This is a genomic window from Herbaspirillum aquaticum (genome assembly GCF_002213425.1).
Lineage (GTDB): Bacteria > Pseudomonadota > Gammaproteobacteria > Burkholderiales > Burkholderiaceae_D > Herbaspirillum > Herbaspirillum aquaticum.
The window spans coordinates 61858-87367 of the sequence record NZ_NJGV01000022.1 but is presented as its reverse complement, the minus strand read 5'-3'; the positions used below and the strand labels follow the sequence as shown (position 1 = coordinate 87367).

General features: G+C 65.2%; 17 protein-coding genes. 14 read left to right on the top strand and 3 right to left on the bottom strand.

The window, feature by feature from the left end; genetic code table 11:
- Positions 1-332: 332 nt before the first annotated feature.
- Genes CEJ45_RS19535 through CEJ45_RS19520 form a run of 4 tightly spaced genes read left to right on the top strand, consistent with a single transcriptional unit; the run spans position 333 to position 9906 of the window.
- Positions 333-1916 carry an MdtA/MuxA family multidrug efflux RND transporter periplasmic adaptor subunit gene (locus CEJ45_RS19535; RefSeq protein ID WP_088756722.1) on the top strand — a complete coding sequence of 528 codons (1584 nt, stop codon included), beginning with the start codon at positions 333-335 and terminating at the stop codon, positions 1914-1916.
- Between the two features lie 15 nt (positions 1917-1931).
- The gene (locus tag CEJ45_RS19530; RefSeq protein ID WP_088756720.1) at positions 1932-5093 is read left to right on the top strand and encodes an MdtB/MuxB family multidrug efflux RND transporter permease subunit; all 3162 of its coding nucleotides are present in this window, start codon (positions 1932-1934) and stop codon (positions 5091-5093) included.
- A gap of 12 nt (positions 5094-5105) precedes the next feature.
- Positions 5106-8342 carry an efflux RND transporter permease subunit gene (locus tag CEJ45_RS19525; protein WP_088756718.1) on the top strand — a complete coding sequence of 1079 codons (3237 nt, stop codon included), beginning with the start codon at positions 5106-5108 and terminating at the stop codon, positions 8340-8342.
- A 22-nt stretch (positions 8343-8364) separates the two neighbouring features.
- Entirely contained in the window at positions 8365-9906 is a 1542-nt protein-coding gene (locus CEJ45_RS19520) for an efflux transporter outer membrane subunit (protein ID WP_088756716.1), read from the top strand.
- A gap of 23 nt (positions 9907-9929) precedes the next feature.
- Here CEJ45_RS19520 and pabB read toward each other — a convergent pair whose 3' ends face one another.
- Entirely contained in the window at positions 9930-11759 is a 1830-nt protein-coding gene (gene pabB, locus CEJ45_RS19515) for an aminodeoxychorismate synthase component I (RefSeq protein ID WP_088756779.1), read from the bottom strand.
- 210 nt (positions 11760-11969) lie between these two features.
- Here pabB and CEJ45_RS19510 point away from each other — a divergent pair, with 210 nt between their 5' ends.
- From CEJ45_RS19510 to CEJ45_RS19465, 10 genes are all read left to right on the top strand, one after another.
- Positions 11970-13373, top strand: coding sequence for a DHA2 family efflux MFS transporter permease subunit (locus CEJ45_RS19510; RefSeq protein ID WP_088756715.1), 1404 nt, complete (start codon positions 11970-11972; stop codon positions 13371-13373).
- 46 nt (positions 13374-13419) lie between these two features.
- Complete coding sequence (locus CEJ45_RS19505) at positions 13420-14310, top strand: DMT family transporter (RefSeq protein WP_088756778.1); 891 nt, start codon at positions 13420-13422, stop codon at positions 14308-14310.
- Between the two features lie 23 nt (positions 14311-14333).
- Positions 14334-15320, top strand: a complete 987-nt coding sequence (locus tag CEJ45_RS19500) for a magnesium and cobalt transport protein CorA (protein WP_088756714.1) — start codon at positions 14334-14336, stop codon at positions 15318-15320.
- Positions 15321-15527: 207 nt separating this feature from the next.
- Positions 15528-15701 carry a hypothetical protein gene (locus tag CEJ45_RS24850; RefSeq protein WP_088756712.1) on the top strand — a complete coding sequence of 58 codons (174 nt, stop codon included), beginning with the start codon at positions 15528-15530 and terminating at the stop codon, positions 15699-15701.
- On the top strand, positions 15698-16081 hold the full coding sequence (locus tag CEJ45_RS19490; protein WP_088756710.1) for a type II toxin-antitoxin system death-on-curing family toxin: 384 nt from the start codon (positions 15698-15700) through the stop codon (positions 16079-16081). The genes CEJ45_RS24850 and CEJ45_RS19490 overlap by 4 nt, the downstream gene beginning before the upstream one ends.
- A gap of 324 nt (positions 16082-16405) precedes the next feature.
- Positions 16406-18541, top strand: coding sequence for a TonB-dependent siderophore receptor (locus CEJ45_RS19485; RefSeq protein WP_088756708.1), 2136 nt, complete (start codon positions 16406-16408; stop codon positions 18539-18541).
- 177 nt (positions 18542-18718) lie between these two features.
- The gene (locus CEJ45_RS19480) at positions 18719-20134 is read left to right on the top strand and encodes an ABC transporter substrate-binding protein (protein WP_241517388.1); all 1416 of its coding nucleotides are present in this window, start codon (positions 18719-18721) and stop codon (positions 20132-20134) included.
- Positions 20125-21105, top strand: a complete 981-nt coding sequence (locus CEJ45_RS19475; protein WP_088756705.1) for an ABC transporter permease — start codon at positions 20125-20127, stop codon at positions 21103-21105. The genes CEJ45_RS19480 and CEJ45_RS19475 overlap by 10 nt, the downstream gene beginning before the upstream one ends.
- Positions 21102-21929: an ABC transporter permease gene (locus CEJ45_RS19470; RefSeq protein ID WP_088756704.1), complete on the top strand. Its 828-nt coding sequence runs from the start codon at positions 21102-21104 to the stop codon at positions 21927-21929. The genes CEJ45_RS19475 and CEJ45_RS19470 overlap by 4 nt, the downstream gene beginning before the upstream one ends.
- Positions 21926-23395, top strand: coding sequence for an ABC transporter ATP-binding protein (locus CEJ45_RS19465; protein WP_088756701.1), 1470 nt, complete (start codon positions 21926-21928; stop codon positions 23393-23395). The genes CEJ45_RS19470 and CEJ45_RS19465 overlap by 4 nt, the downstream gene beginning before the upstream one ends.
- Positions 23396-23408: 13 nt before the next feature.
- Here CEJ45_RS19465 and CEJ45_RS19460 read toward each other — a convergent pair whose 3' ends face one another.
- Positions 23409-23771, bottom strand: coding sequence for a hypothetical protein (locus CEJ45_RS19460; protein ID WP_088756698.1), 363 nt, complete (start codon positions 23769-23771; stop codon positions 23409-23411).
- Positions 23772-23774: 3 nt separating this feature from the next.
- The gene (locus CEJ45_RS19455; RefSeq protein ID WP_088756695.1) at positions 23775-25334 is read right to left on the bottom strand and encodes a sensor domain-containing diguanylate cyclase; all 1560 of its coding nucleotides are present in this window, start codon (positions 25332-25334) and stop codon (positions 23775-23777) included.
- Positions 25335-25510 lie beyond the last annotated feature (176 nt).

Below are 25510 nucleotides of genomic sequence, written 5' to 3'. Positions count from 1 at the left end.
CATCGTGCAATGCGGGCAATAGCTGGGTACACTGCGTGCCAGCCCGGTTGCGGGATGGCTGGCGCACGTTGTTGTACAGCGGTCATCCTGGTCGGAGAGAATAACGGCGGGCGGCCCGGCTCCGGCAGGAGGGGCCGTCTTCCCTTGTGCTTTCGGCGAGCCTTGGCTTGGCCGTACGGGAAGACGTACAGAAAAATGAGCAAAAAGCAGTACAGGGACCTGTACTGAAAGAAATACAGAAAAAAACGCAGACAAATGCCGGCGGGCTGCCATGGTGGCGGCCCGCTGACGTGACTACTTGATGACGTGATCGGTTCACCGGTTTTCCTGACATGACAAATACTCCCAATTCCAAGCAGCCGTCCCCCTCCAACGTTTCGTCTCGCGGCAGCATCCTGCGCCGCTGGTGGTTCTGGGTCCTGGTGGCGGCGCTGGCGGCCGGTGGCGGCTACAAGTGGTGGTCCAAGAAGAAGGCCGATCAGGAACAGATGTCTGCCATGGGCGGTCCCGGCGGGCGCCCCGGCCCGGGTGGCCCGGGCGGGCCGGGCGCGCGCCGTCCCGGCGGCCCCGGCGCCTTCGCTGGCCAGACCATGCCGGTGGGCGTAGCCAAGGCCCAGGTGCAGAACGTCGATGTCTTCCTCAATGGCCTGGGTGCCGTGACCCCGACCGCGACGGCCACCGTGCGTGCCCGCGTGGACGGCCAGCTGATGAAGCTGCATTACAAGGAAGGCCAGGTGGTCAAGGCCGGCGACCTGCTGGCCGAGATCGATCCGCGCTCGCTGCAGGCCGCGCTGACCCAGGCCGAAGGGCAACTGGCGCGCGACCGCGCCTTGCTGGCCTCGGCCCGACTGGACCTGAAGCGTTACCAGACCCTGCTGTCGCAGGACTCGATCGCCAGCCAGCTGGTCGATACGCAGGCCGCGCTGGTCAAGCAATACGAAGGTACGGTCAAGGCCGATGAGGGCAGCGTCGCCAGCGCCCGCCTGCAACTGTCGTTTACCCGCGTGACCGCGCCCATCAGCGGCCGCCTCGGCCTGCGCCAGGCTGATGTCGGCAACAACGTCACCACCAGCGATACCAACGGGCTGGTCATCATCACCCAGCTGCAGCCGATCACGGCTATCTTCAGCATCCCCGAAGACAATATCCCCAAGGTCTTGCAGCAACTGCAGAGCGGCCGCAAGCTGCCGGCCCAGGCCTGGGACCGCGAGCAGAAGAAGAAGCTGGCCGACGGCGTGCTGCTGACCATCGACAACGTGGTCGATGCCACCACCGGCACCGTCAAGTTGAAGGCCCAGTTCCCCAATACCGATTACGCGCTCTTCCCCAGCCAGTTCGTCAACATCCGCCTGCAGCTCAAGACCGAGGAAGGCGCCATCGTCATCCCGACGGCGGCTATCCAGCGCGGTTCGAAGGGACTGTTCGTGTATGTGGTCAAGGAAGACAACACCGTCACCGTGCGCCTGGTCAAGACCGGTCCCGTGCAGGATGACCTGACCGTCATCACCGATGGCATCGCTGCCGGTGAAACCGTGGTCATCGACGGTATCGACCGCCTGCGCGAAGGCGCCAAGGTGGAAGCGGTGGCCCGTGGCGGGGCGGATGATCCGGCCAACAAGCTGACTACCGAGAACCCCGAACGCCGCCACGGCAAGCGCGGCCAGGGCGGCCAGGGTGGTGAGGTAGGCCAGGGCGGTCAAGCCAACCTGAGTCCGGAAGAACGCCAGAAGCGCTGGGCCGAGATCAACAAGCGCATCGACGCCGGTGAATTCGGCGAAGAGATCAAGAAGCTGCCCGAAGACCAGCGCCGCCAGAAGATGATGGAGCTGCGCCGCCAGCGTGAAGCGGGTGCCGGTGGTGGCAGCGCCAGCGGCGCCCCCGCCAGCAACGCAGGCAACGCCAATGGCGCCAAGTAAGGACAAGGCTCACGCATGAATCCCTCGCGCCAGTTCATCCTGCGGCCGGTCGCCACATCCTTGCTGATGCTGGCGATCCTGCTGGTGGGCATCGTCGCCTACCGGCTCCTGCCGCTGTCGGCCCTGCCCGAAGTCGATTACCCGACCATCCAGGTGGTCACGCTCTATCCCGGCGCCAGTCCGGACGTGATGACCTCCTCGGTCACCGCGCCCCTGGAACGCCAGTTCGGCCAGATGCCGGGCTTGAAGCAGATGTCGTCCACCAGCTCCGGCGGGGCTTCGGTGATCACGCTGCAATTCAATCTGGATCTCAGCCTGGACGTGGCCGAGCAGGAGGTGCAGGCGGCCATCAACGCCGGCAGCAACCTGCTCCCCTCGGACCTGCCGATGCCGCCGGTCTACAGCAAGGTCAACCCGGCCGATACGCCCATCATCACGCTGGCGGTCACCTCCAAGACCATCCCGCTACCCAAGGTGCAGGACCTGATCGATACCCGCCTGGCGCAAAAGATTTCGCAATTGTCCGGCGTGGGTCTGGTGAGCCTGTCGGGCGGCCAGCGTCCGGCCGTCCGCATGCAGTTGAATCCGCGTGCCGTGGCTGCACTGGGCCTGAACCTGGATGACGTGCGCACGGCCATTGGCAACGCCAACGTCAACCAGGCCAAGGGCAGTTTCGATGGCCCCACGCGCGCCTCCACCATCGATGCCAACGACCAGCTGCGTTCGGCCGATGAATACCGCAACCTGATCATCGCCTACAAGAACGGTGCGCCCATCCGCGTCTCGGATGTGGCCGATGTGATCGACGGTGCAGAAAACGTCCGCCTGGGTGCCTGGGCCAACCAGCAGCCGGCGGTGATCGTGAACATCCAGCGCCAGCCCGGCGCCAACGTGATCGCCGTGGTCGACAGCATCAAGAAGATCCTGCCGCAGCTGCAGGCCAGCCTGCCGGGAGCCATCGATGTCCACATCCTGACCGACCGCACCACCACCATCCGCGCTTCCGTGGAAGACGTGAAATTCGAACTGCTGCTTTCGGTGGCGCTGGTGGTGATGGTGATCTTCGTCTTCCTGCGCAACGTGCCGGCCACCATCATTCCCAGCGTGGCAGTGCCGCTGTCGCTGGTGGGCACCTTTGCGGTGATGTACCTGGCGGGCTTTTCGATCAACAACCTCACGCTCATGGCACTGACCATTGCCACCGGCTTCGTGGTCGATGATGCCATCGTGATGATCGAGAACATCTCGCGCTACATCGAAGAGGGCATGAAACCCATGCAGGCCGCCTTGAAGGGCGCGGAGCAGATCGGTTTCACCATCATCTCGCTGACCTTCTCGCTGACCTTCTCGCTGATCGCCGTGCTGATCCCGCTGCTCTTCATGGGTGATGTGGTCGGCCGCCTGTTCCACGAATTCGCGGTCACGCTGGCGGTCTCCATCCTGATCTCGGCGGTCGTCTCGCTGACCCTCACCCCGATGATGTGCGCGCGCCTGCTGCGCCACCAGCCGGAAGAAGAGCAGGGCTGGTTCTATCACAAGAGCCAGGCTTTCTTCGACCGCATCATCGCGCGCTATGGCGTGATGCTGGAATGGGTGCTGGAACGCCAGAAGCTCACGTTGCTGGTGGCCGTCGCTACCCTGGGCCTGACCGTGCTGCTGTACGTGTTCGTGCCCAAGGGTTTCTTCCCGCTGCAGGATACGGGCGTGATCCAGGGCATCTCGGAGGCCACGCAATCGATCTCCTTCGGTGCCATGGGCGAGAAGCAGCAGCAACTGGCCAAGGTGGTGCTGGAAGACCCGGCGGTGGAAAGCCTGTCCTCCTTCATCGGTGTGGATGGCACCAACGCCACGCTCAACAGCGGCCGCATGCTCATCAACCTGAAGCCGCATGAAACGCGCGATGTCTCGGCCTCGGATGTGATCCGCCGCCTGCAATCCAAGCTCGCGCAGGAAGTGCCGGGCGTGACGCTCTACATGCAGCCGGTGCAGGACCTGACCATCGAGGACAGCGTCTCGCGCACGCAATACCAGTTCACGCTGGAAGACGCCGATCCGGGCACGCTGAGCACCTGGGTGCCCAAGCTGATTGCACGCCTGCAGCAGCTCCCGCAGCTGGAAGACGTGGCCACCAACCTGCAGGACCAGGGCCTGCAGGCCTACATCGAGATCGACCGCAATGCCGCTTCACGGCTGGGCATCACCACGGCCGCCATCGACAATGCGCTCTACAACGCCTTCGGCCAGCGCTTGATTTCCACCATCTACACGCAATCGAACCTGTATCGCGTGGTGATGGAGGTCAAGCCGGAATTCCAGCGCGGCCCCGAGGCGCTGGACAGCATCTTCCTGGTCACATCGGCCGGCGGCAAGGTGCCGCTGTCCTCGATTGCCACCGTCACCGAACGCACGGCCCCGCTGGTGGTGAACCACATCGGCCAGTTCCCTGCGGCCACCGTCTCCTTCAACCTGGCCAAGGGCGCCTCCCTGGGCGAGGCGGTCAAGGCCATCAAGGCGGCCGAAGACGAGATCGGCATGCCCGACTCCACCGTCACCAACTTCCAGGGCGCGGCACTGGCCTTCCAGGCGTCGCTGTCCAATACCCTGTGGCTGATCCTGGCGGCCATCATCACCATGTACATCGTGCTGGGCGTGCTCTATGAGAGCTACATCCATCCCATCACCATCCTCTCCACCTTGCCCTCGGCGGGGGTGGGCGCGCTGCTGTCGCTGATGATCTCGGGGACCGATCTCGGCATCATCGGCATTATCGGCATCATCCTCTTGATCGGCATCGTCAAGAAGAACGCCATCATGATGATCGACTTCGCGCTGGAAGCCGAACGGCACCAGGGCAAGAGCCCGCGCGAGGCGATCTACCAGGCTTGCCTGCTGCGCTTCCGCCCGATCCTGATGACGACCATGGCCGCGCTCCTGGGGGCGCTGCCGCTGATGCTGGGCACCGGTGTCGGTTCCGAGCTGCGCCAGCCGCTGGGCATCACCATGGTGGGTGGCCTCTTGGTATCGCAGGTGCTGACCTTGTTCACCACGCCGGTGATCTATCTCGGTTTCGACAGCCTGGGCCGCCGCCTGCGTGCGCGCTTCGGGCAACGCGAGCCGGGCCATGGCAGCGAGGATGACGATGACGGCAAGCCGGCCACGCTGCCGCCGGCGGTGTAAGCGGATGCGCGCATGAATATCTCGCTTCCCTTCATCAAGCGTCCCATCGCGACCACGCTCTTGACCATCGGCATTGCGCTGGCGGGCATGGTGGCGTTCCGCCTGCTGCCGGTCTCGCCGCTGCCGCAGGTGGATTACCCGACCATCTCGATCTCGGCCTCGCTGCCCGGGGCCAGCCCCGAGACCATGGCGGCCACCGTCGCCACCCCGCTGGAACGCGCCATGGGTGCGATTGCGGGCGTGACCGAGATGACTTCGACGAGCTCGCAGAACTCCACCCGCATCACCCTGCAGTTCGACCTGAGCCGCGATATCGACGGTGCCGCCCGTGACGTGCAGGCCGCGCTCAATGCCGCGCGCAACCTGCTACCCACCGGCATGCCGAGCAATCCGACCTATCGCAAGGTCAACCCGGCCGATGCGCCCATCCTGATCCTGGCCATGACCTCGGAGACCATGACCCAGGGCCAGATGTATGACGCCGCCGACAGCATCGTGGCGCAGAAACTGTCGCAGGTACGCGGGGTGGGGCAGGTGAGCGTGGGGGGCAGTTCGCAGCCGGCGGTGCGCATCGAGTTGAACCCGACCGCCTTGAACAAGTACGGTATCGGCAGCGCCGACGTGCGTACGGCGGTGGCCGCCACCAATGCCAATCGTCCCAAGGGGTTGCTGGAGGATGATGGCCGCAACTGGCAGATCTACGCCAACGACCAGGCCAAGACTGCCGCCGAATATGCACCGCTGATCGTCTCCTACCGCAACGGCACGCCGGTGCGGGTGCAGGATGTGGCCGAGGTGCGCGACTCGGTGGCCGATGTACGCAATGCCGGTTCGTCCAACGGCAAGCCCTCGGTGCTCATCATCATCAACCGCCAGCCGGGGGCCAACATCATCGAGACGGTCGACAACGTGCGTGCCTTGCTGCCGCAATTGCAGGCCTCGATTCCGTCGGCCATCGACATGAAGGTGGTGCTGGACCGCACCCCGACCATCCGTGCTTCGTTGAAGGAAACCGAGTTCACCCTGATGCTGTCGGTGGCGCTGGTGATCATGGTGGTGTTCCTGTTCCTGCGCAATGCGCGGGCCACGCTGATCCCGGCGGTGGCCGTCCCCGTCTCGCTGATCGGGACCTTCGGCATCATGTACCTGGCCGGATTCAGCCTCGACAATCTTTCGCTCATGGCGCTGACCATCGCCACCGGCTTCGTGGTCGATGATGCCATCGTGGTGCTGGAAAACATTTCCCGTCACATCGAAGCCGGCATGAAGCCCTACAAGGCGGCCCTGCTGGGCGCGCGCGAAGTGGGCTTCACGGTGCTGTCGATGAGCATCTCGCTCATCGCCGTCTTCATTCCCATCCTGATGATGGAGGGCATCGTCGGGCGGCTCTTCCGCGAATTCGCCATCACCTTGTCGGTGGCCATCCTGGTCTCGCTGGTGGTGTCGCTGACGACCACGCCCATGATGTGCGCGCAGCTGCTGCGCCATGATCCCGAGGGCGATGCAGCGCGCCGCCAGCGCCGCCACCCCTGGCTGCAGAAGATGGCCGACCAGAGCGCAGCCATCTTCGATGACATGCTGCTGGCCTACGAGCGCACACTGGCCTGGGCATTGCGCGCCGCGCCGCTGATGATGCTGATCCTGCTGGGCACGATTGCGCTGAACGTGTATCTCTACAAGGCGATTCCCAAGGGCTTCTTCCCGCAGCAGGATACCGGCCGCCTGGTCGGCGGCATCCGCGGCGACCAGGCCATTTCCTTCCAGGCCATGCGCACCAAGCTCAACGAGTTCATTGACATCGTCAAGGCCGATCCGGCCGTCTCCGATGTGGTGGCCTTCACCGGCGGGCAGCGGCGCAACGGCGGCTTCATGTACGTGACACTCAAGCCCCTCTCCGAACGAAAAGACAGTGCCGACAAGATCGTGGCGCGGCTGCGCATGAAGACCGCCAAGGTGGCTGGTGCGCGGGTGTTCCTGGTGCCGGTGCAGGACATCCGCATCGGTGCGCGGCAGAGCGATTCGCAGTATGAGTATTCGCTCAAGTCGGACGATGTGGGCCTCTTGCGCATCTGGGAGCCCAAGATTCGCCTGGCGCTGTCCAACCTCAAGGAGCTGGAAGACATCAGCACCGACCAGCAGGACAACGGCCTGCAGACCACGCTGACCATCGACCGCGAAACCGCCATGCGTGCAGGCGTCACGCCGCAGCTGATCGATTCCACCCTGTCGGACCTGTTCGGCCAGCGCCAGATCTCCACCATCTACAGCGGCATGAACCAGTACCACGTGGTGATGGAAGCGGCCCCGCAATACTGGCAGAGTCCCGAAACCCTGCGCGATACCTATGTCAGCCTGGCCGGTTCGTCCAACCTGTCGCCGACCACCTCCAGTCTTTCGACGCCACCGGCGCTGTCGGCGGCCGGCAAACTGAACGCCAACACGGGACTGGCGCAAACCATCTCGACGGCGGTTTCGACGCAGATCCCGCTGGCGGCCTTCTCGCGCTTCGAGCCCACCACCACGGCGCTGTCGGTCAGCCATGAGGGCCAGTTCGTGGCTTCCACGCTGTCCTTCAACCTGGCCGAGGGCGTGTCGCTGTCGCAGGCCACCGCCGCCATCGACCGCGCCATGGCGCAGCTGGGCGTGCCCACCAGCGTGCTGGGCACCTTTGCGGGGACGGCCAATGCCTTCCAGGCCTCCACGTCGAGCCAGCCCATCCTGATCCTCACGGCCTTGCTGGCGGTGTACATCGTGCTGGGCATCCTCTACGAGAGCCTGATCCATCCCATCACCATCATCTCCACGCTGCCCTCGGCGGGGGTGGGTGCGCTGCTGGCCTTGATGGTGACCGGCACCGACTTCAGCCTCATTGCCCTGATCGGCGTGATCCTGCTCATTGGCATCGTCAAGAAGAACGCCATCATGATGGTGGACTTCGCCATCGATGCCGAGCGCAATCGCGGCATGTCGCCGCGCGACGCCATCTTCGAGGCCTGCAAGCTGCGCTTCCGTCCCATCATGATGACCACCATGGCCGCGCTCCTGGGCGCGATCCCGCTGGCCATCGGCCACGGCGATGGTGCTGAACTGCGCCAGCCGCTGGGCATCTCGATCGTCGGCGGGCTGGTGGTGAGCCAGCTGCTCACCCTCTATACGACCCCGGTGGTGTACCTGTACATGGAACGCCTGAGCGCCTGGAGCCGCCGCCGCTTCGGCCGCAAGAACAAGACAGAAACCTCGGCGGCCTGAGGCTGCCGCCATGGAGAAACGCATGACGCAACAAGACCTGTTCAAACTCAAGCCCCTGTTGGCGGTGCTGGCAGCCAGCTTCGCGCTGGCGGCCTGCTCGGTCGGGCCCGACTACGTACGCCCGCAGATGGACATCGGCCCGGCCGTCTTCAAGGAAGGCCAGAACTGGAAGCCGGCCCAGCCGCGCGACCTGTCTGCCGATGGCAAGTGGTGGGAAATGTTCGGTGATCCGCAATTGAACGCACTGGCCGAGCAGGTCGATATCTCCAACCAGAACCTGGCCCTGGCCGAAGCCAATTTCCGCAGCGCCGTGGCGCTGGTGCAAAGCTCGCGCTCGGCCTATTCGCCCACGCTGGCGGCCTCGGCCGGTGCCTCGCGCGGACGGTCGGGGTCGGCGGGTTCGTCTTCCAGCGGGTCCACATCGTCGAATTCATCATCCGGTAGTTCCAGTTCGGGCAGCGTGCGCAATTCCTACACCTTCTCACTGACGGCCTCGTGGGAGGCGGACATCTGGGGCAAGGTGCGGCGCGATGTGGAATCCAGCCAGGCCAGTGCCCAGGCCAGCGCGGCCGACCTGGCCGGTGCGCGCCTGTCGGCGCAGGCCCAGCTGGCGCAGAACTACCTGCAATTGCGCGTGCTGGACGCCCAGCAGCAATTGCTGGAAGACACGGTGCAGGCCTACCAGCGTTCGCTGCAGGTGACGCAGAACCAGTATGCCGCCGGGCTGGTGGCCAAGTCCGATGTGATCCAGGCGCAGACGCAACTCAAATCGGCGCAGGCCTCCGCACTGGACAACGGCGTCACGCGGGCGCAAGTGGAGCATGCCATCGCGCTGCTGGTCGGCAAGACGCCTGCCGAATTCTCGCTGCCGCGCGCACCGCTGACGGCCGTGGCCCCGCCGGTGCCGCAGGGCGTGCCGTCGATGCTGCTGGAGCGCCGTCCCGATGTGGCCGCCGCCGAGCGTCGCGTGGCCTCAGCCAATGCCAAGATCGGCGTAGCCAAGGCGGCCTATTTCCCCAGCCTGACCTTGTCGGCCTCGGGCGGGTATCAAAGCTCGACCTTCGCGGACTGGTTCACGCTGCCGGGACGCGTCTGGTCGCTCGGTCCGCAACTGGCGCAAACGATTTTCGATGGCGGCGCGCGTGCAGCGGCCACCGACCAGGCCATTGCCACCTATGACGGCACGGTGGCGACCTACAAGCAAACGGTGCTGACTGCCTTCCAGGATGTGGAAGACAACCTGGCCGCGCTGCGCATCCTGGAACAGGAAGCGGCGGTGCAGGGCGAAGCGCTGCAGGCCGCACGCCAGGCCGTCACGCTGGTGACCAACCAGTACAAGGCGGGGACGGTGAGCTACGTCAACGTCATCACGGCGCAGGCCACGGCGCTGTCGGCCGAGCTGACATCATTGAACATCCTCAATCGCCGCATGGCCGCCAGCGTGCTGCTGGCCAAGGCGCTGGGCGGCGGCTGGGACGGGCACAGCCTGGATGACCTCGGCCCGCTGCAGCAGCAGGTGGCCGACAAGGCCAAGGGTTTGAAGGACAACGCAGCGCTGCGTTGAGTTGCGTTGCGTAGGGAGCGTTGTCAGGTGGTGACCAGCACCGCCGGCAGCGCACCACGCAAGGCATTGCAGACCACGATTTCCTGCGCGGCCAGCAGGTCGGCGCGGGTGATGACGGCTTCTGCTGCATCCCATTGCGGGTCGGCCAGCAGTACGCGTCGCATCACGCCCGGCAGGACGCCGCAAGCCAGCGGCGGCGTGCACCAGCGGCCGCCGATCTTGACGAAAACATTGCTGCGGCCGCCCTCGGTCAGTTCATCCCGTTCATTGAAGAAAAGCTGGTCGAAGCCGCCGCGCCGCTCAGCCTCCTGCCAGGCGGCGTCGTAGCGGGCGCGCTGGCTGCTCTTGTGACGCAGGAAGAGGTCGCCACTGTCGGTGGCGGTATCGGCCAGGAAGACCTTGACCGGAGCGCTCAGCGGATGCAAGGGCGCATGCTGGACCGTGATGCCGCCTTGGGCATCCAGCGCCAGCCGCAGGCGGTGGGACGTTTGGTCGGAAAGTTCAGCACAGGCCGCATCGAGCCGCAGCGCAATCGCCGCTGCATCGCAGGGATAGCCCAGCTGTGAAGCAGAATCCTTCAGGCGCGCCAGATGCAGCGCCAGATGGCGGCAGCCTGCGCGGGTGGCGTGCAGGGTTTCGAACAAGGTGACGCCTTGCGCCAATTCCGTGAGGAAGCCCGACTTCAACTGGCATTCCGCAAATTCGGAGGCCGCCTCGCTGTCGTAGACGATGCCTGCACCGACCCCCATCACACCCTGGCGCAGGCCATCCTGCGCGGCCTGCAATTCCAGCGTGCGGATCGGCACCGAGAGACAGAAGTCACCGATGGCCGGACCAATCGCGCGGGGCGGATCGAACCAGCCAATGGCACCGGTATAGAGTCCGCGCGGCCCGCTCTCCAATTCATCGATGATTTCCATGGTGCGGCGTTTGGGCGCACCGGTAATGGAGCCGCAAGGGTAGAGCGCTGCCATCGTGTCGGCCAGCGTCGCGTCCTCGCGCAGGCGGGCGCGGATGGTCGAGGTCATCTGCAGCACCTGGCCGTAGCGGCGCACGTCGAACAGGTGCGGCACCTGCACCGAGCCCGGCACGGCCACGCGGCCCAGGTCGTTGCGCAGCAGGTCGACGATCATGAGGTTTTCTGCACGGTTCTTTTCATCGTTGGCCAGGGCGAGGGCGCGCTGGGCATTGAGCGTGTCCGCGCCTTCCCGGTCGGCCGGTACGGCGCGGGCGGTGCCCTTCATGGGCTTGGCCTTCAGCGTTCCTTGCTGATGCGCGACGAACAGTTCCGGCGAACACGACAGCACCATGCCGCCCACGTCATCGCGTACCAGTGCACCATACGGCACCGGCTGGCGCACACGCAGGCGGCGGTACAGCGTGATGGGGTCGCCCAGCACGTCGAAGTGCAGGCGATAGGTGTAGTTGACCTGGTAGGTATCACCGGCGGCGATGTAATCGCGGATACGATCGATGGCCGCAGTGAAGGCGGTCTCATCGACGCTGCTGCGCAGACGGGTGATGCCGGCGCTGTCGGAGCGCACCTGGGCAGAGAGCCATGTCTCCACCTCGGCGGCAGACAAATGCGCGCACTGTGCAAACAAGAGCACGCGCGCCAAGGGGCCGGACAGCGGGCGATGCGGCAGGCCCTGCAGCGCCGCGCCCAGTTCATAGCTCCACAAGGCCACGGCGTGCTGGCCCTCGGCCAGCGCCGTCTGCATCGCTTCCAGCATCGCCGGGAAGCCCGCCGCATCCGTGCAGGCCAGCGTACGCACATGCCCGCTGTAGAGGCGCGAGCGCGGTTCGGCCGGGCTGGCCTGGTGGTCGTCGAGGAGGGCGAAGCAATCGTTCATGAAGGGCAGTGCAAACAGAAGGGCAGGGTAGGCCGCAGGGAGGGGCGGGATGCCGTCGGGCAAGCCGTCGAGGCCCTGGTGGGGCGCGGTCGGCAGCATGATAGCGTAAAAGGTATACTTGAAGGCTTGCCGGGCGCCACGCAACGTCGGTCAATTGCCGGTCATTCGCGCTGCACGCCGCCGTCGCAGTCTCACTCATCACCGTTGACGATGCCCATACCCCGCACTTTCATCATTCCCCTGATCGTCGCCTGTGCGCTGTTCATGGAACAGATGGATTCCACCGTCATCTCGACTTCCCTGCCGGCGCTGGCGCTGGACATGAACGTCGATCCGATTTCACTCAAGCTGGCGCTGACCTCTTACCTGGTCTCGCTGGCGGTCTTCATTCCCATTTCCGGCTGGATGGCTGACCGCTTCGGCTCGCTCACCATCTTCCGCGCGGCCATCTGCGTGTTCATGCTGGGCTCCATCCTCTGCGGCGCGTCCTCGACCTTGCCGCAATTCGTCGCCGCGCGTTTCCTGCAGGGCATAGGCGGGGCCATGATGGTGCCGGTCGGACGCCTGGTGATCCTGCGCAGCGTGGAAAAGGTCAACCTGGTCAAGGCGCTGTCCTATCTCACCATCCCGGCCCTGTTCGGTCCCGTGCTGGGTCCGCCGCTGGGCGGCTTCATCACCACCTATTTCCATTGGCGCTGGATCTTCTTCATCAACATTCCCATCAGCATCCTCGGTCTCTACCTGGCTACGCGCTTCATTCCGGACCTGAAGGCAGAACAGGTTGCACGGCTCGACATCGTCGGCTTCATCCTCTCGGCGCTGGGCTGCTCGCTGCTGATGATGGGTCTGGCCACGTCGGGGCGCCACCTGGTTTCCGGCGATATCTCGCTGGCCTGCGTGGTGGCGGGCGTGCTCTTCCTCTGTGCCTACGTCTGGCACGCACGGCGCGCCACGGCACCGCTGATCGACCTGGCGCTGCTGAAGATTCCCACGCTGCGGGCTGGCGTGTTCGGTGGCTCGCTGTATCGCGTAGGCATCGGGGCCATTCCCTTCCTGCTGCCGCTGATGCTGCAGCTGGGCTTTGGCTATACGCCTTTCCATTCGGGCCTGCTGACCTGCGCTTCTGCCGCGGGTGCGATGTTCATGAAGACCATCGCCGCGCGCTTCCTGCGCCGCTACGGTTTTCGGCGGGTGCTGCTGGTCAATGGCGCGCTGGGCGTGCTGGGCTTGTGGGCGCTGGCTACCTTCACGCCGCAGATGCCTTACCTGCTCATGCTCATCATCCTGCTGGTCGGCGGCTGCTTCCGCTCGCTGCAGTTCACCAGCCTCAATGCGATTTCCTATGCCGATGTCGACAAGGTCCGCCTGAGCCAGGCCACCAGCATGGCCAGCGTGGCGCAGCAGCTCTCCATCGGCATGGGCGTGGTGCTGGCGGGGTTTGCGCTGCAGATGTCCAACGAGATCCAGGGCCATGCCACGCTGGTGGCGCAGGACTTCTGGCCAGCCTTCCTGGTGGTGGGGGCGGTGTCGGCGCTGGCCCTGCTGATGCTGCGCCAGCTGCCGCCCAACGCCGGGGCCGAGATGGCCGGGCAGCAAGAGAACAAGCCGGCCTGACGCAGCGTCATCAGGCCGACGTACAACGAGGAGAACCATGCAGCCCATGACGTACAAGTCCCTGTGGTTTCCACTGGGCGCGGTCCTGATCTGGGCCGGCAATACCGTCATCAGCAAGATGTCTGCGGGCGTGATTGCGCCGGAAGACATTTCCTTCTATCGCTGGGTGCTGGCCGCGCTGCTGATGTCGCCCTTCCTGGCGCGCCCGACCTGGGCGGCACGCGCGCAGATCCGTCCTCATCTGGGCAAGATCCTGGTGCTGGCCTTGCTGGGCATGGTGCTGTTCCAGAGCCTGGCGTATTTCGCGGCGGCCACGGCTTCAGCCACCAGCATGGGCATCATCGCCTCGTTGATGCCGCTGCTCACGCTGGTGCTGAGCATCAAGCTGCTCTCTGAACCGCCCACGGTGGGCACCCTGGCCGGCGGCATCCTCTCGCTCTTCGGCCTGGCGGTGCTGATCGGGCGCGGCCATCCGCTGGCGCTGTTCGACCAGGGCGTGGTCACGGGCGACCTGCTCATGCTGCTGGCCACCATCGCCTACGGCCTCTATGGCGTCATGCTGCGTCGCTGGGCGCTGCCGCTGCGTACCTGGCAACTGCTGTACATGCAGGTGTTGATGGCGGTGGTGCTGCTGTTTCCCGGCTATGTGCTGGGCCATCATTCGCCGCTCACGCGCGAGAACCTGCCCATCCTGCTCTATGCCGGCATTGCCGCCTCCATCCTGTCGCAGTTCCTGTGGATGCGCGGGGTGCAGTACCTGGGCGCGAGCCGCTGTGCCATTTTCGTGAACCTGATGCCGGTCTTCACTGTCATCATTGCGGTGGTGGCGCTGGGCGAGCAATTGCACGGCTATCACGCCATCGGTGGGCTCATCACGCTGGCCGGCGTGATCATGGCCCAGGTCTTCAAGCAGCGCCTGCGCTGGCGCACCGGCTGATCTGACAAGAACAGGAAAGAGACATGATCGATCCCGCCATGATCGTCAATTGCACGGTCTACAAGAAGGGCAAGAAGCTGCGCGACATCAGCCTCGATGAAATCAGCGACGTGCTGGAAGAAGAGGGTACCTTCGTCTGGCTGGGCCTGCTGGAGCCCAACGTCGAGCTGATGAACAAGATCAAGGAAGAATTCTGCCTGCACGAACTGGCCGTGGAAGATGCCTACGCGGCCCACCAGCGGCCCAAGATCGAGGAATACGGCGACACCCTCTTCGTGGTGCTGCACACGGCCCAGCTGGCCGGCGGCGAAGTGCTCTTCGGCGAGACCCACATCCTGACCGGCCCGCGCTTCGTGGTCACGGTGCGGCATGGTGCCTCGCGCAGCTATGCCAAGGTGCGCGAGCACTGCGAGATGCTGCCCGAGCGGCTCATGCGCGGTCCCAGCTTCGTGCTCTATTCCATCATGGACTTCGTGGTCGACAACTATCGTCCCATCATGGACGACCTTGAAACCAAGTTCAGCCAGTATGAGGAACAGCTCTTCAATCCCGGCGCACTGAGCGGCAAGGCCTACCTGCAGGAGCTGTACCAGCTGAAGCGCCAGCTGATCCGATTGCGCTCGGCTGCCACGCCGCTGCTGGACGTGTGTACCCAGCTGCTGCGCTTCCACGAAGGCTTGATCACCAAGGAAGGCAAGGCCTACTTCCGCGACATCTACGACCACGTGGTGCGCTTCATCGATACCGGCGACCGCCTGCGGGAAATGGTGGAGTCGGCCGTGCAGATCAACCTGGCCCAGGTCACCATCCACCAGAACGAAATCGTGCAGACCCTGGCCGGCTGGGGTGCCATCCTGGCCATCCCGACCATGATCTTCAGCCTCTACGGCATGAACTTCGCGCACATGCCGGGGCTGTCGTGGCAATGGAGCTTCCCGCTGGTACTGGGCGGCATCATCACTGCCTGTACGCTGCTGTGGCGGCGTTTGCGCAAGGCGGGGTGGCTTTAGGCCTAGTTGAAAATTCGCTGACGGGAAGTGGTCTTCGGACAGGATGGTGGATGCCATTGCGCAGTGCTGCCTTGCGTGGCGGTGCTAATATTGCCTGTATTGCCCATGTTTCTCCGCGATGTCCGCGCACTCAGCGGCCAAGGGGCAAAGAGCAGTGCAGATGAGGGCAGCAACGATGCCTAGTCCCACAAATGAAGGAGTCAAGTAATGGTCGACAAGTCGAAAATTGGCGAGGTTATTGTCATCGCGCAACATAGGAGCAAAACCGCTCCCGCACCCATGAGTTTGTCCGGGCCAGCGGGTAAGCGTGTCGTAGTCAGCGCGGCCAAGCGCGTGATGAAGACCCACAGCGAAGTCATCAAGGCGCTCGCCAAGAGATGATTGACTCCGCTCTGGTCATCGAAATTCACGATCTCATTCTGAGTACTGAACCAGGGCTTGCGGGAGATCACGGGGTAGGGCCAATCGAAGGTGCCTTGGCCCGCATAGAAAATCATATTCATTATCAGGATCTTGACGATGTATTCGAGATCGCCGCTATGTATGCGGTGGCAATCGCGCGAGGCCATGTCTTCAACGACGCCAATAAACGTACGGCCTTGGTGACGGCCCTGACCTACCTCGCCTTGCAAGGAATAGAACTCTCGCGTGAACCGTTCTTGGAAGAGATCATGGTGTGGGTAGCCGAGGGAGTCCTAGATGTCGAAGAGTTGGCGCTAATCTTCTACTCCATTGCCAAGAACGAGGGATTGATCGACTAAGGCGGCTACAGTTTGCCGCTCAATTTGAACTGGATCACGCCTTGGTCCGACGCCGCACTCTTCCTTTGTGTAAAGACCTCCGGCGGGTGCGGCAATATGTCGCACCCGCCGGCTCGTTTGCGGCCCATACACTAGCGGCGCCTACTGCCGCGGCCAACATCTTGTCCGCGCAAGACTGACTCGCGTCCTGAATGCGATTCATTCTTCTTGATAATTGCAACAAAGTTGCATTAGAATCCCGCCCTGACCGCGCACGACGGTCACTCCATCGCGGTCAGGCAGCCACGCACCCAGCCGCAGCACAACGACATCACAAGGGAAAAGATGAAAATGACCGCACTGCGGGCGGCCGTGCTGGGCGCGCTCGCTTTGGGCCAGAGCCAGCAACTGGCCTGGAGCGCCGATAATGCCACCGGCGCCACCAACGCCGCCAGCGCCGACAAGGGCCTGGGGCAGGTGGTGGTCACCGGCACCGGTGAACGCCAGCAATATCGCCAGAGCGCCACCTCCAGCGCCACCCGTACCGAGACGCCGCTGCAGGAGTTGCCGCAGTCGGTGCAGGTGGTGTCGCGCCAATTGATGGATGACCTGGCCGCTACTCGCCTGGATGATGTGCTGCTTTACGTGAGCGGCGTGGCCAAGCAGAACAACTTCGGCGGGCTGTGGGACAACTATTCGATCCGTGGATTTTCCGGCAGCGAGAATGGCGGCATGAACATTCTCTGGAATGGCTTTGCCTCCAATCGCGGCTACGCGCCTCCGCGCGATACCGCCAATGTCGAGAGCATCGATTTCCTCAAGGGGCCGGCCGCGGCGCTCTATGGCAACAGCGAGCCGGGCGGCACCATCAACGTGGTCACCAAGAAGCCGCAGTTCAAGGCGGCCAATTCGCTGGACCTGTCGGTGGACAGCCGGGGCGGCTACCGCAGCGCAGTCGACTCCACCGGCGCGCTCAACAGCGAGGTGGCCTATCGCCTCAACGCGGCCCTGGAGCACAAGAACAGCTTCCGTGACAACGTCAGCAGCGACCGCGAATTCCTGGCGCCGGCCTTTACCTGGGTGCTCAGCGATCGCACCATCCTGAACTATGAAGGCGAATACCTGCGCCAGAAGGCCCCGCTGGATCGCGGCATCGTGGCCGTCAACGGCAACCTGGGCGTGCTGCCGGTCTCGCGCTTCCTGGGCGAGCCGCGCGATGGCGACATCAAGATGCAGAACGCCAACCACCTGGTCACGCTGGAGCATCGCCTGGACGACAACTGGCACTTGCGCACCGGCGTGTTCCACAAGGATGGCACGCTGGATGGCTACTCCACCGAGGCCTCAGCCCTGCAGGCCGACAACGCTACCCTGCGCCGCCAGCGCCGCTACCGCGATTACAGCTGGCACGACACGTCGCTGCAGGCAGAACTGGGCGGCAAGCTGCAGACCGGGGGCATACAGCATGAAGTGCTGGTAGGCACCGAAGTGGATTGGCTGACGCTGGACCAGCGCATGCTGCGGGTGAACCCCAGCGGTGCGGCGCCCTATGCGCTCAACATCTACAACCCGGTTTACGGCCAGCCACAACCTGCGCCCGCGCCCAATACCGATACCAGCGAACGCCAGATCAGCACCGCGCTCTACCTGCAGGATCAAGTGAGTCTGGGCGATCGCTGGAAACTGCTGGCCGGCCTGCGTGCCGACGGCTTCCGCTCCACGCTCAACAACCTGCGCACCAGCACCACCACCCGCCAGGACAAGACCGCCTATTCCCCGCGCCTGGGCCTGACCTATCTGTTCACGCCGGCCTGGTCAGCTTACGCCAGCGCCAGCAAATCCTTCCGTCCCAACAGCGGCAGTGACGTGAGCGGCAATGCCTTCAACCCGGAGACTTCGCGCGCCGCCGAAATCGGCCTGAAGTTCCAGAGCGAAGACCAGCGCAGCGGTGCGACCCTGGCCGTCTTCGACATCACCAAGCAGAACGTGCTGACCACCGACCCCGCCAACGCATCCTTCTCGATTGCCGCCGGCGAAGTGCGCAGCAAGGGCGTGGAGCTGGACGCCAATGCGCGCCTGGGCCACCACTGGCGCCTGACCGGCAACCTGGCCTATACCGACGCCTACGTCAGCAAGGACAATACCTTGGCGGTCGGCTCGCGGCTGATCAATGTGCCGCGTGTATCGGGAAGTGTACTGGCGGTGTTTGAGGACGTGTCCGCAAGTGGCTCGCCCTACGGTATCGGTAGTGGCCTGAACTACGTGGGCAACCGTACCGGTGACCAGGCTGGCAGTTTCAAGCTGCCCGCCTACGTGACGGCGCGTGCCCTGGCTTACTGGCAGTTCACGCCGAAGATGAAGCTGTCGCTGGACGTGAACAACCTCTTCAACAAGCGGTATTACAGCAGCTCCTACAGCAACGTATGGATCATGCCGGGCGATGAGCGTACCGCCACGCTGGCGCTCAACGTCAAGTTCTGAGTGGAGCGCCATTTGACTTGTCCACCTCGCGCGCCACGCCGGCGCGCCTTGCTGGGGCTGCTGGCAGCTGCGCCCTGGCCGCTGGCATGGGCGCATGGCGATGAGGCGGCCGGACCCCATTCCCACGCCATCGCCCAGGCGGGCAGCGATGTCCTGACCGTGGTGGGCCCGTGGGAAATGACCGGGCTCGATCCTTCGCGCTCCGGCTACATGTTCGCCCGCATGGAAGTCGTGCAGACCCTGCTGGAAGTCGATGATGACGGCCGGTTGCAGCCGGGACTGGCCACGGGCTGGCAGGTCAGCGCCGATGGTTTGCAATGGCGCTTCACGCTGGCACGCGCACGGCGTTACCACGACGGCAGCGAAGTCACGCCGGCCAGCATCCTGGCCTGCCTGCAGCGCGCCGCTGTCCGCCCAGGTGTACTGCAACTGGCAGGAATCACCGGCATGGCTGTACAGCAAAGTGAACTGGTACTGTCCTTGCGCCAGCCTTTCGGGCCGCTGCCTTACCTGCTCACGCATTACTCCACGCAGATCCTGGCACCGGCCAGTTTCGATGCGCAGGGCAATGTGGTGGCCATCCTCGGCACCGGGCCGTTCCGCATCAGGTCGATCAGCCTGCCGCAGCAGTTCGATGTCGAACGCGTGGAGGCCGCGCCGGGCAGGGCGGTGCAGCGGGCCCGTTACATCAGCGTCTCGCGCGCGGAAACGCGCACGCTGCTGGTCCAGAGCGGACAGGCCGACCTTGCCTTCTCGCTGGATCCGCCCAGCATCCGCGCCTTGCAGGGGAGTTCCCGGGCCGTGCTGCTGTCGGCCATGCTGCCGCGCACGACGCTGCTCAAGCTCAACGCCGGCCATCCCTTCCTGGCCGATGTGCGGGTACGCCGCGCCATCGCCCTGTGCATCGAACGTGAGGGCATCGCCCGTGCCTTGTTGCGCGATGCCGACCTGGGCGCCACGCAACTGCTGCCGCCTTCGCTGGCGCGCTGGCATGACGCGCGCCTGCCGCCCCTGCATACCGACCTCAAGCAGGCGCGCCGCCTGCTCGAAGAAGCCGGCTGGCGCCTCGGTGCCGATGGCACGCGCTGGAAGGATGGGCAGAAGCTGGAACTGGCGCTGACCACCTTCGTCGATCGGCCCGAACTGCCGCTCATCGCCACGGCCCTCCAGGAAGAGATGCGCCAGATCGGCATCGCCGTGCGCGTGAGCATCGGCAATTCCAGCGACATTCCCGCCGGCCATCGCAGCGGCCAGTTGCAGATGGCGCTGGCTGCGCGCAACTACGGCAACCTGCCTGACCCGGTGGCCAGTCTCCTGCAGGACTTCGGCCCGCAAGGCGGCGACTGGGGTGCCATGGGCTGGCGCAACGACGAAGTACCGGCCTTGCTGGCAAGGTTGGCCGCCATGCCGCCGGGCAGCACCGACAGCGGCCGCGCCGAACGCGCACGCATCGTGGCGGTGCTGCAGGAGCAGTTGCCGGTAATCCCGGTGGTCTGGTATCGCCAGACCTGCGCCGTCAGCCGCCGCCTGCGCGGTGCCAGCATCGATCCCTTTGAACGCAGTTATCGTATCGCTTCCCTGCAATGGACCTGACCCGCCTCCTGAGCTTACCTCCGGCCACGCGCCGGCAACTGGCCAGCGCGCTTGGCCAGCGCCTGCTGCAAGCGGCGCTGGTGGCGCTGCTGGTCGGCACGCTTTGCTTTTTCATGACGCGCATGCTGCCTGGCGACATGGCCTATCGCATCGCCGCCGGCCGCTACGGCTACGACATGGTGACCACGGAAGCGGCCCTGGCCGTGCGCGCCGAACTGGGACTGGATCAACCCTGGTTCATGGCCTTGAGCCAATGGTGGAGCCGCCTGCTGCATCTGGACCTGGGCGTGTCGCAGGTGACGGCGCTGCCGGTGCTGGTAGAGATCACGCATCAGCTGGGCCCGACGCTGCGCCTGTCTTTCCTTGCGATGGTGCTGTCGCTGCTGGTCGGCCCGACCCTGGGCGTGCTGGCCGGGCTGCACCCCGGTGGCTGGCTGGATCGCACCACGCTGGCCGTGTCGGTGCTGTTGCGGGCCTTGCCATCCTTCCTGCTGGGATTGGTGCTGGTGCTGCTGTTCTCGGTGCAGCTGGGGGCCTTGCCAGCGGCCGGGCACACCGACCACGGCGGCATCCTGCTGCCCGCACTGACGCTGGCGCTGGGGCTGGCCGCGGTGTCCTGCCGGGTAGCGCGCGATGCCATGGTGCAGGTGCGCGGCTCCGAGTATTTCGCCTTCGCATTGACCAAGGGCCTCACGCCCGCGCAGGCCTTGCTGCGCCATGGCGTGCGCAACGTGGCCGCACCGGTCACGGCCTACCTGGGCGTGCAGCTGGTCATGCTGGTCGAAGGCGTGGTGCTGGTGGAAACCATCTTCGCCTGGCCGGGCATCGGACACGCGCTGGTGCATGCCATCTTCGGACGCGACGTGCCGATGATCCAGGGTACGGCGCTGGTGCTGGGTTTGCTGTTCGTTCTCTTCAACGCGCTGGTGGATGCCGCCTGCGCCTTCATCGATCCGCGTCGCCGACCATGAGCCTGTCTTCTGAATATTTGCTTGAGCCCGAGGGGCGGCGCTGGACCTCCGCGCAGATCGCAGGCGTGCTGCTGCTGGTGGGGATCGTGCTGTTCGCCTGGCTGGGCCCCTTGCTGATGAATGCCGATCCGGCGCGCCAGCAACTGGCGCGCTTCCTGGAAGCCCCGAGCCTGGCCCATCCGCTGGGGTACGACCAGTTGGGCCGCGACATGCTGGCGCGACTGGTCCATGGCACCCGGCTGTCCCTGTCGCTGGCGGTGGTGAGCGTGCTCTCGGCAGCCATTCCCGGGGTGCTGATCGGGTTGCTGGCGGCCTGGTGCGGTGGCTGGATCGAGCGCGTGCTGGCGGCCTTCGCTGACGCCGTCCTGGCCTTGCCCGGCCTGCTGCTGGTGCTGTTGCTGGCGGCGTTTGCGCCGGGTGGCTTTTGGCCGCTGTATGTCGGCATTTCGCTGGCCTTGTGGGTCGAATATTTCCGCGTGGTGCGCGCCGCCAGCCGCATCCTGCTGGCCAGCCCGCAGGTGGAAGCCTCGCGCTTGCTGGGCTTCGGCCCCGGCTATATCGTGCGCCGCCACCTGCTGCCGGCGCTGCTGCCGCGCCTGTTCACGCTGATGCGCTTCGGGCTGGCGGGAGCGGTGCTGGCGATGTCGGCCCTCGGTTTCGTCGGCGTTGGCTTGCAGCCGCCCACGCCGGAACTGGGCGTGATGATGATCGAACTGCTGCCGTATTACCGCGAGGCCCCCTGGCTGCTGGGTGCGCCGGTGGGGGTGCTGACGCTCACCTTGCTGGGTTTGCTGTTGTTGTCACCGCAGAAGGGGCAGGCATGAACACACTTTCTTCGAACTTGGCCTTGCGGGTGCAGGACCTGTCCGTCTGGCACGGCCAGAGGGCGCTGGTGCAGGGTATCGATTTTTCCATTGCGCGTGGCGGGGTGATGACCCTGCTGGGCGAGAGCGGTTCGGGCAAGTCGCTGCTGGCCCAGGCCATCATGGGCAACCTGCCGGGTAGCCTGCGCTGCAGCGGCCAGATCGAGATCGATGGCCAGCGCAGTGATGCGGCCGATGCCGCCTCGCGCCAGCATGGCTGGGGGCGGCGCATCGCGCTCTTGCCGCAGGAGCCCTGGCTGGCGCTGGACCCGACCATGACGGTGGCGCGCCAGGTGGCCGAGACTTACGAACTGGTCAGCCATCCCGCCGCCGATACGCAGGACGAGAGCCTGCGCGCCGCACGCCGGCAGGCGCACACCCTGGCCGGGCAGGCGCTGGCCCGCCTGGGACTGTCGGATGCGGCCGACAAGTATCCCTTCATGATCTCCGGCGGCATGGCCCAGCGCGTGGCCTTCCTGGCCACGCATGCGGCCGGCGCCCCCTTGTTGATCATCGATGAGCCGACCAAGGGGCTGGACGCGGACCGGCGCGGCGAGGTCCTGGCCTTGCTGCAGACGGCGCAGCAGCAGGGCATGAGCCTGCTGTGCATCACGCATGACGTGTGGCTGGCGCGTGCCTTGGGCGGTGAACTGGCCGTGATGCTGGAGGGCCGCATGGTCGAGCGCGGCCAGGCCGATGCGCTGCTGGCCCAGCCCCGCCATGCCTATACGCGCAAGCTGCTGGAGGCTGATCCGGCGTGCTGGGCGCAGCCCAGGTCGCTACCAGCAGCCCACCCGCCGTCGCCGGTCGTCGTGGAGGTCAGCAATGTGGCCAAATCCTTCGGCCCGCAGGCGCTCTTCAGCGGTATCAGCACGCGTCTGCATGCGGGAGAAATCGTCGCTGTCAGCGGGCCCAGCGGGGCCGGCAAGACGACGTTCGGCAATATCGTGCTGGGGCTGCTGCCGCCCGATGCGGGCCAGGTGAGGCGCGGCGCCGGGCTGCCCCGTACCGCCTTCCAGAAGATCTACCAGGATCCTGCGGCAGCCTTCGCGCCGGCCATCACGCTGCGTCAGTCGCTACGCGATCTGGTGCGATTGCACGGGCTGGACTGGCAGCAGCTGGAGGACTTGCTGGCGCGCATGCGCGTCTCGCTCGCCCTGCTGGAGCGCTTGCCACGCCAGGTATCGGGCGGCGAGCTGCAGCGTATCGCGCTGGCGCGCGTGCTGCTCATGCGCCCGGCGCTCATCTTTGCCGATGAGCCGACCTCGCGCCTGGACCCGCTGACGCAGCAGGAGGTCATGGCGCTGCTGGTGGAACAAGCCCGGCAAGCGGGCAGTGCGGTGCTGCTGGTCACCCATGACGTGGATATCGTGCGATGCGTGGCGGATCGGCGCCTGTCGCTGGGGCTGGCGGACGAAGCCGCCTGAAGGCGCCGAGCGTTCAGGGGCCGCTTGACGGGCTGTCTTCCTCGCTGAAGCCGGCCGACGAGATCTGGCCGCCCAGCAGTACGCTGGTCCATTTCCCCTGGGCCGAACTGGCCCCTTCCGGCAGCAGCATGTAGGACAGGCTCTTGAGCCCGCAATATTGTTCCAGGTAATCACGTGCATGCGCCATGCGGGCGCGCAGTTGCGGGATGCTGCCCTCTTGGCCTGGCACCAGTGGCAGGAATTCGAAGACCACTTCGGGATGCAGGAATTCGGTCAGGTGCTGGATGACCTGTTCGGCATCGGAGGCCTCGGTGCTGAATTCATGGTGGGCTGGCGTTTCTTCGTCGCGCAGCTGGTAGCGGATCAGGCAGCGCATCGTTCACCTCAGGCCAGGATAGTCGGGGATCACGGACAAGCGCGGATAGTCGTGCTGGATGGCGCGGTCGCGCCCTTGCTCCTTGGCGCGATAGAGGGCCGCATCGGCGGTATCGATCAGTTCGCGGGCATCGACCTGGGCACCCTTGCCGCTGGCCAGGCTGGCCGCGCCCACGCTGATGGTGACGTGGCCTACCGAACTGCCTTCGTGCGGGATATCGAGCGCACGCACCGCCTGCACCAGGCGGTTGGAGATCGCATTGGCACTGGCGGCGTTGCAGTTGGGCAGGATCAGCGCGAATTCCTCGCCGCCGTAGCGCGCCACGATGTCGCCCTGGCGGCGCGCCACGCTGTTGAGGGCGGCTGCCACCTGCCTGAGGCAGATGTCGCCGGCGGCGTGTCCGTAGGTATCGTTGTAGCGCTTGAAGTGGTCCACATCGACCATGATCAGCGAGAGCGATTCCCCGGAACGGTTCAGGCGCGCCAGCTCGGCCGTCAGGGCGGCGTCGAAGTAGCGGCGGTTGAAGACGTCGGTCAGGCCATCCTTCTGCGACTGCGCCTCCAGGGTGCGATAGAGCCGCTCCAGTTCGGTACGGGCCGTGATGGCTTCCAGTTCGGCATTTTCACGCCCGGCCACTTGTGCCACCAGGCGGTTGCCGCCAAAACCGATGATGACCAGCAGCAGCAGCACCGCCACGCCGCGGATCCAGACGCGCCGCGTCCAGTCTTCCAGCACGTCGTCCTTGGCCAGGGCTACCGCCACGAAGAGGGGATAGAGGCTGCAGCGCTGGAAGCTGGTCAGGCGCACGATGTCGTCGCGCGGGGAGCGCATCTCGAAGCTGCCCTGATCCGCTTTGCTCACGTATTGCGTCAGCAGCACCGACTTGGACAGGTCCCGCCCGATGGAATCGCTCAGCAGCGGCTGGCGATAGATCACGCTGCCTTCGGTGAGCCCGAAGAGGATCGCACCGTCCCGGCCGATGGCGAACTGTTCGTAATAGCGCTGGAAGTGCGCCAGGTCCACGTCGGCCACGACTACCCCGGCGAAGCTGCCGTCAGCATGGTTGACGCGCCGGCTCATGGTCACGATCCACTGGCCGGTGGTGCGGCTGCGCATGGGCTTGCCGATGTAGGCCTGGTCGGTGCGCACGCGCTGGTGATGCAGGAAGTAGTCATCCTGGATGTAGCGATGTTCCAGCGTGGACTGCGAGGAGCCGATGGCCAGGCCCTCTTCGTCGAATACCGTCAGGCTGGCCAGCTGCGGCACGGCCGCAACAGAGGCCACCATGAAGTCGTGGGTACGCTGGCGCCCGGCTACGCCGGGGCCGTCATATTCCATGTGCTCCTGGATGCCCAGCAGCACCACGTCGATCTCCTTGAAGGACTGGTCGGCATGCTGGGTCAGGGCCAGGGCCATGTTGGAGGCGTTGCGGATGGCCTCGTCGCCGGCGACCTCATAGGCCCGCCAGGCCGACCAGGCCTCCAGCACCACGATGATGAGACAGACCACGACCACGAACAGCTTGGCTGTCCTGGATGCACGCTGAATTCTTTGTCCTGGCATGTTGTCGCTTTCCCCCGGAAACGGCTTCGCCCCCCGGCGCCTTTGTTGCCCTGTTGCATTGTTGTGTCAGCTCTTGGGCGCGTCTATCAGGGATGTCCTGAACTTGTGTGGAGATTAACAGATTCCCCCCTCGCAAGGGCAAGCCCGAGCCCGGTCTATCACTAGTGCCGGGGTCG

Bases quoted from the DNA above. Each gene is read 5' to 3' on its own strand.
- CEJ45_RS19500 (WP_088756714.1), top strand. From the start codon at position 14,334: ATGATCGATCCCGCCATGATCGTCAATTGCACGGTCTACAAGAAGGGC.
- CEJ45_RS19485 (WP_088756708.1), top strand. From the start codon at position 16,406: ATGAAAATGACCGCACTGCGGGCGGCCGTGCTGGGCGCGCTCGCTTTG.
- CEJ45_RS19475 (WP_088756705.1), top strand. From the start codon at position 20,125: ATGGACCTGACCCGCCTCCTGAGCTTACCTCCGGCCACGCGCCGGCAA.
- CEJ45_RS19460 (WP_088756698.1), bottom strand. From the start codon at position 23,771: ATGCGCTGCCTGATCCGCTACCAGCTGCGCGACGAAGAAACGCCAGCC.
- CEJ45_RS19520 (WP_088756716.1), top strand. From the start codon at position 8,365: ATGACGCAACAAGACCTGTTCAAACTCAAGCCCCTGTTGGCGGTGCTG.
- CEJ45_RS19455 (WP_088756695.1), bottom strand. From the start codon at position 25,334: ATGCCAGGACAAAGAATTCAGCGTGCATCCAGGACAGCCAAGCTGTTC.
- CEJ45_RS19525 (WP_088756718.1), top strand. From the start codon at position 5,106: ATGAATATCTCGCTTCCCTTCATCAAGCGTCCCATCGCGACCACGCTC.
- CEJ45_RS19480 (WP_241517388.1), top strand. From the start codon at position 18,719: ATGACCGGGCTCGATCCTTCGCGCTCCGGCTACATGTTCGCCCGCATG.
- CEJ45_RS19505 (WP_088756778.1), top strand. From the start codon at position 13,420: ATGACGTACAAGTCCCTGTGGTTTCCACTGGGCGCGGTCCTGATCTGG.
- CEJ45_RS19470 (WP_088756704.1), top strand. From the start codon at position 21,102: ATGAGCCTGTCTTCTGAATATTTGCTTGAGCCCGAGGGGCGGCGCTGG.
- CEJ45_RS19490 (WP_088756710.1), top strand. From the start codon at position 15,698: ATGATTGACTCCGCTCTGGTCATCGAAATTCACGATCTCATTCTGAGT.
- CEJ45_RS19530 (WP_088756720.1), top strand. From the start codon at position 1,932: ATGAATCCCTCGCGCCAGTTCATCCTGCGGCCGGTCGCCACATCCTTG.
- pabB (WP_088756779.1), bottom strand. From the start codon at position 11,759: ATGAACGATTGCTTCGCCCTCCTCGACGACCACCAGGCCAGCCCGGCC.
- CEJ45_RS19510 (WP_088756715.1), top strand. From the start codon at position 11,970: ATGCCCATACCCCGCACTTTCATCATTCCCCTGATCGTCGCCTGTGCG.
- CEJ45_RS19465 (WP_088756701.1), top strand. From the start codon at position 21,926: ATGAACACACTTTCTTCGAACTTGGCCTTGCGGGTGCAGGACCTGTCC.
- CEJ45_RS19535 (WP_088756722.1), top strand. From the start codon at position 333: ATGACAAATACTCCCAATTCCAAGCAGCCGTCCCCCTCCAACGTTTCG.
- CEJ45_RS24850 (WP_088756712.1), top strand. From the start codon at position 15,528: ATGGTCGACAAGTCGAAAATTGGCGAGGTTATTGTCATCGCGCAACAT.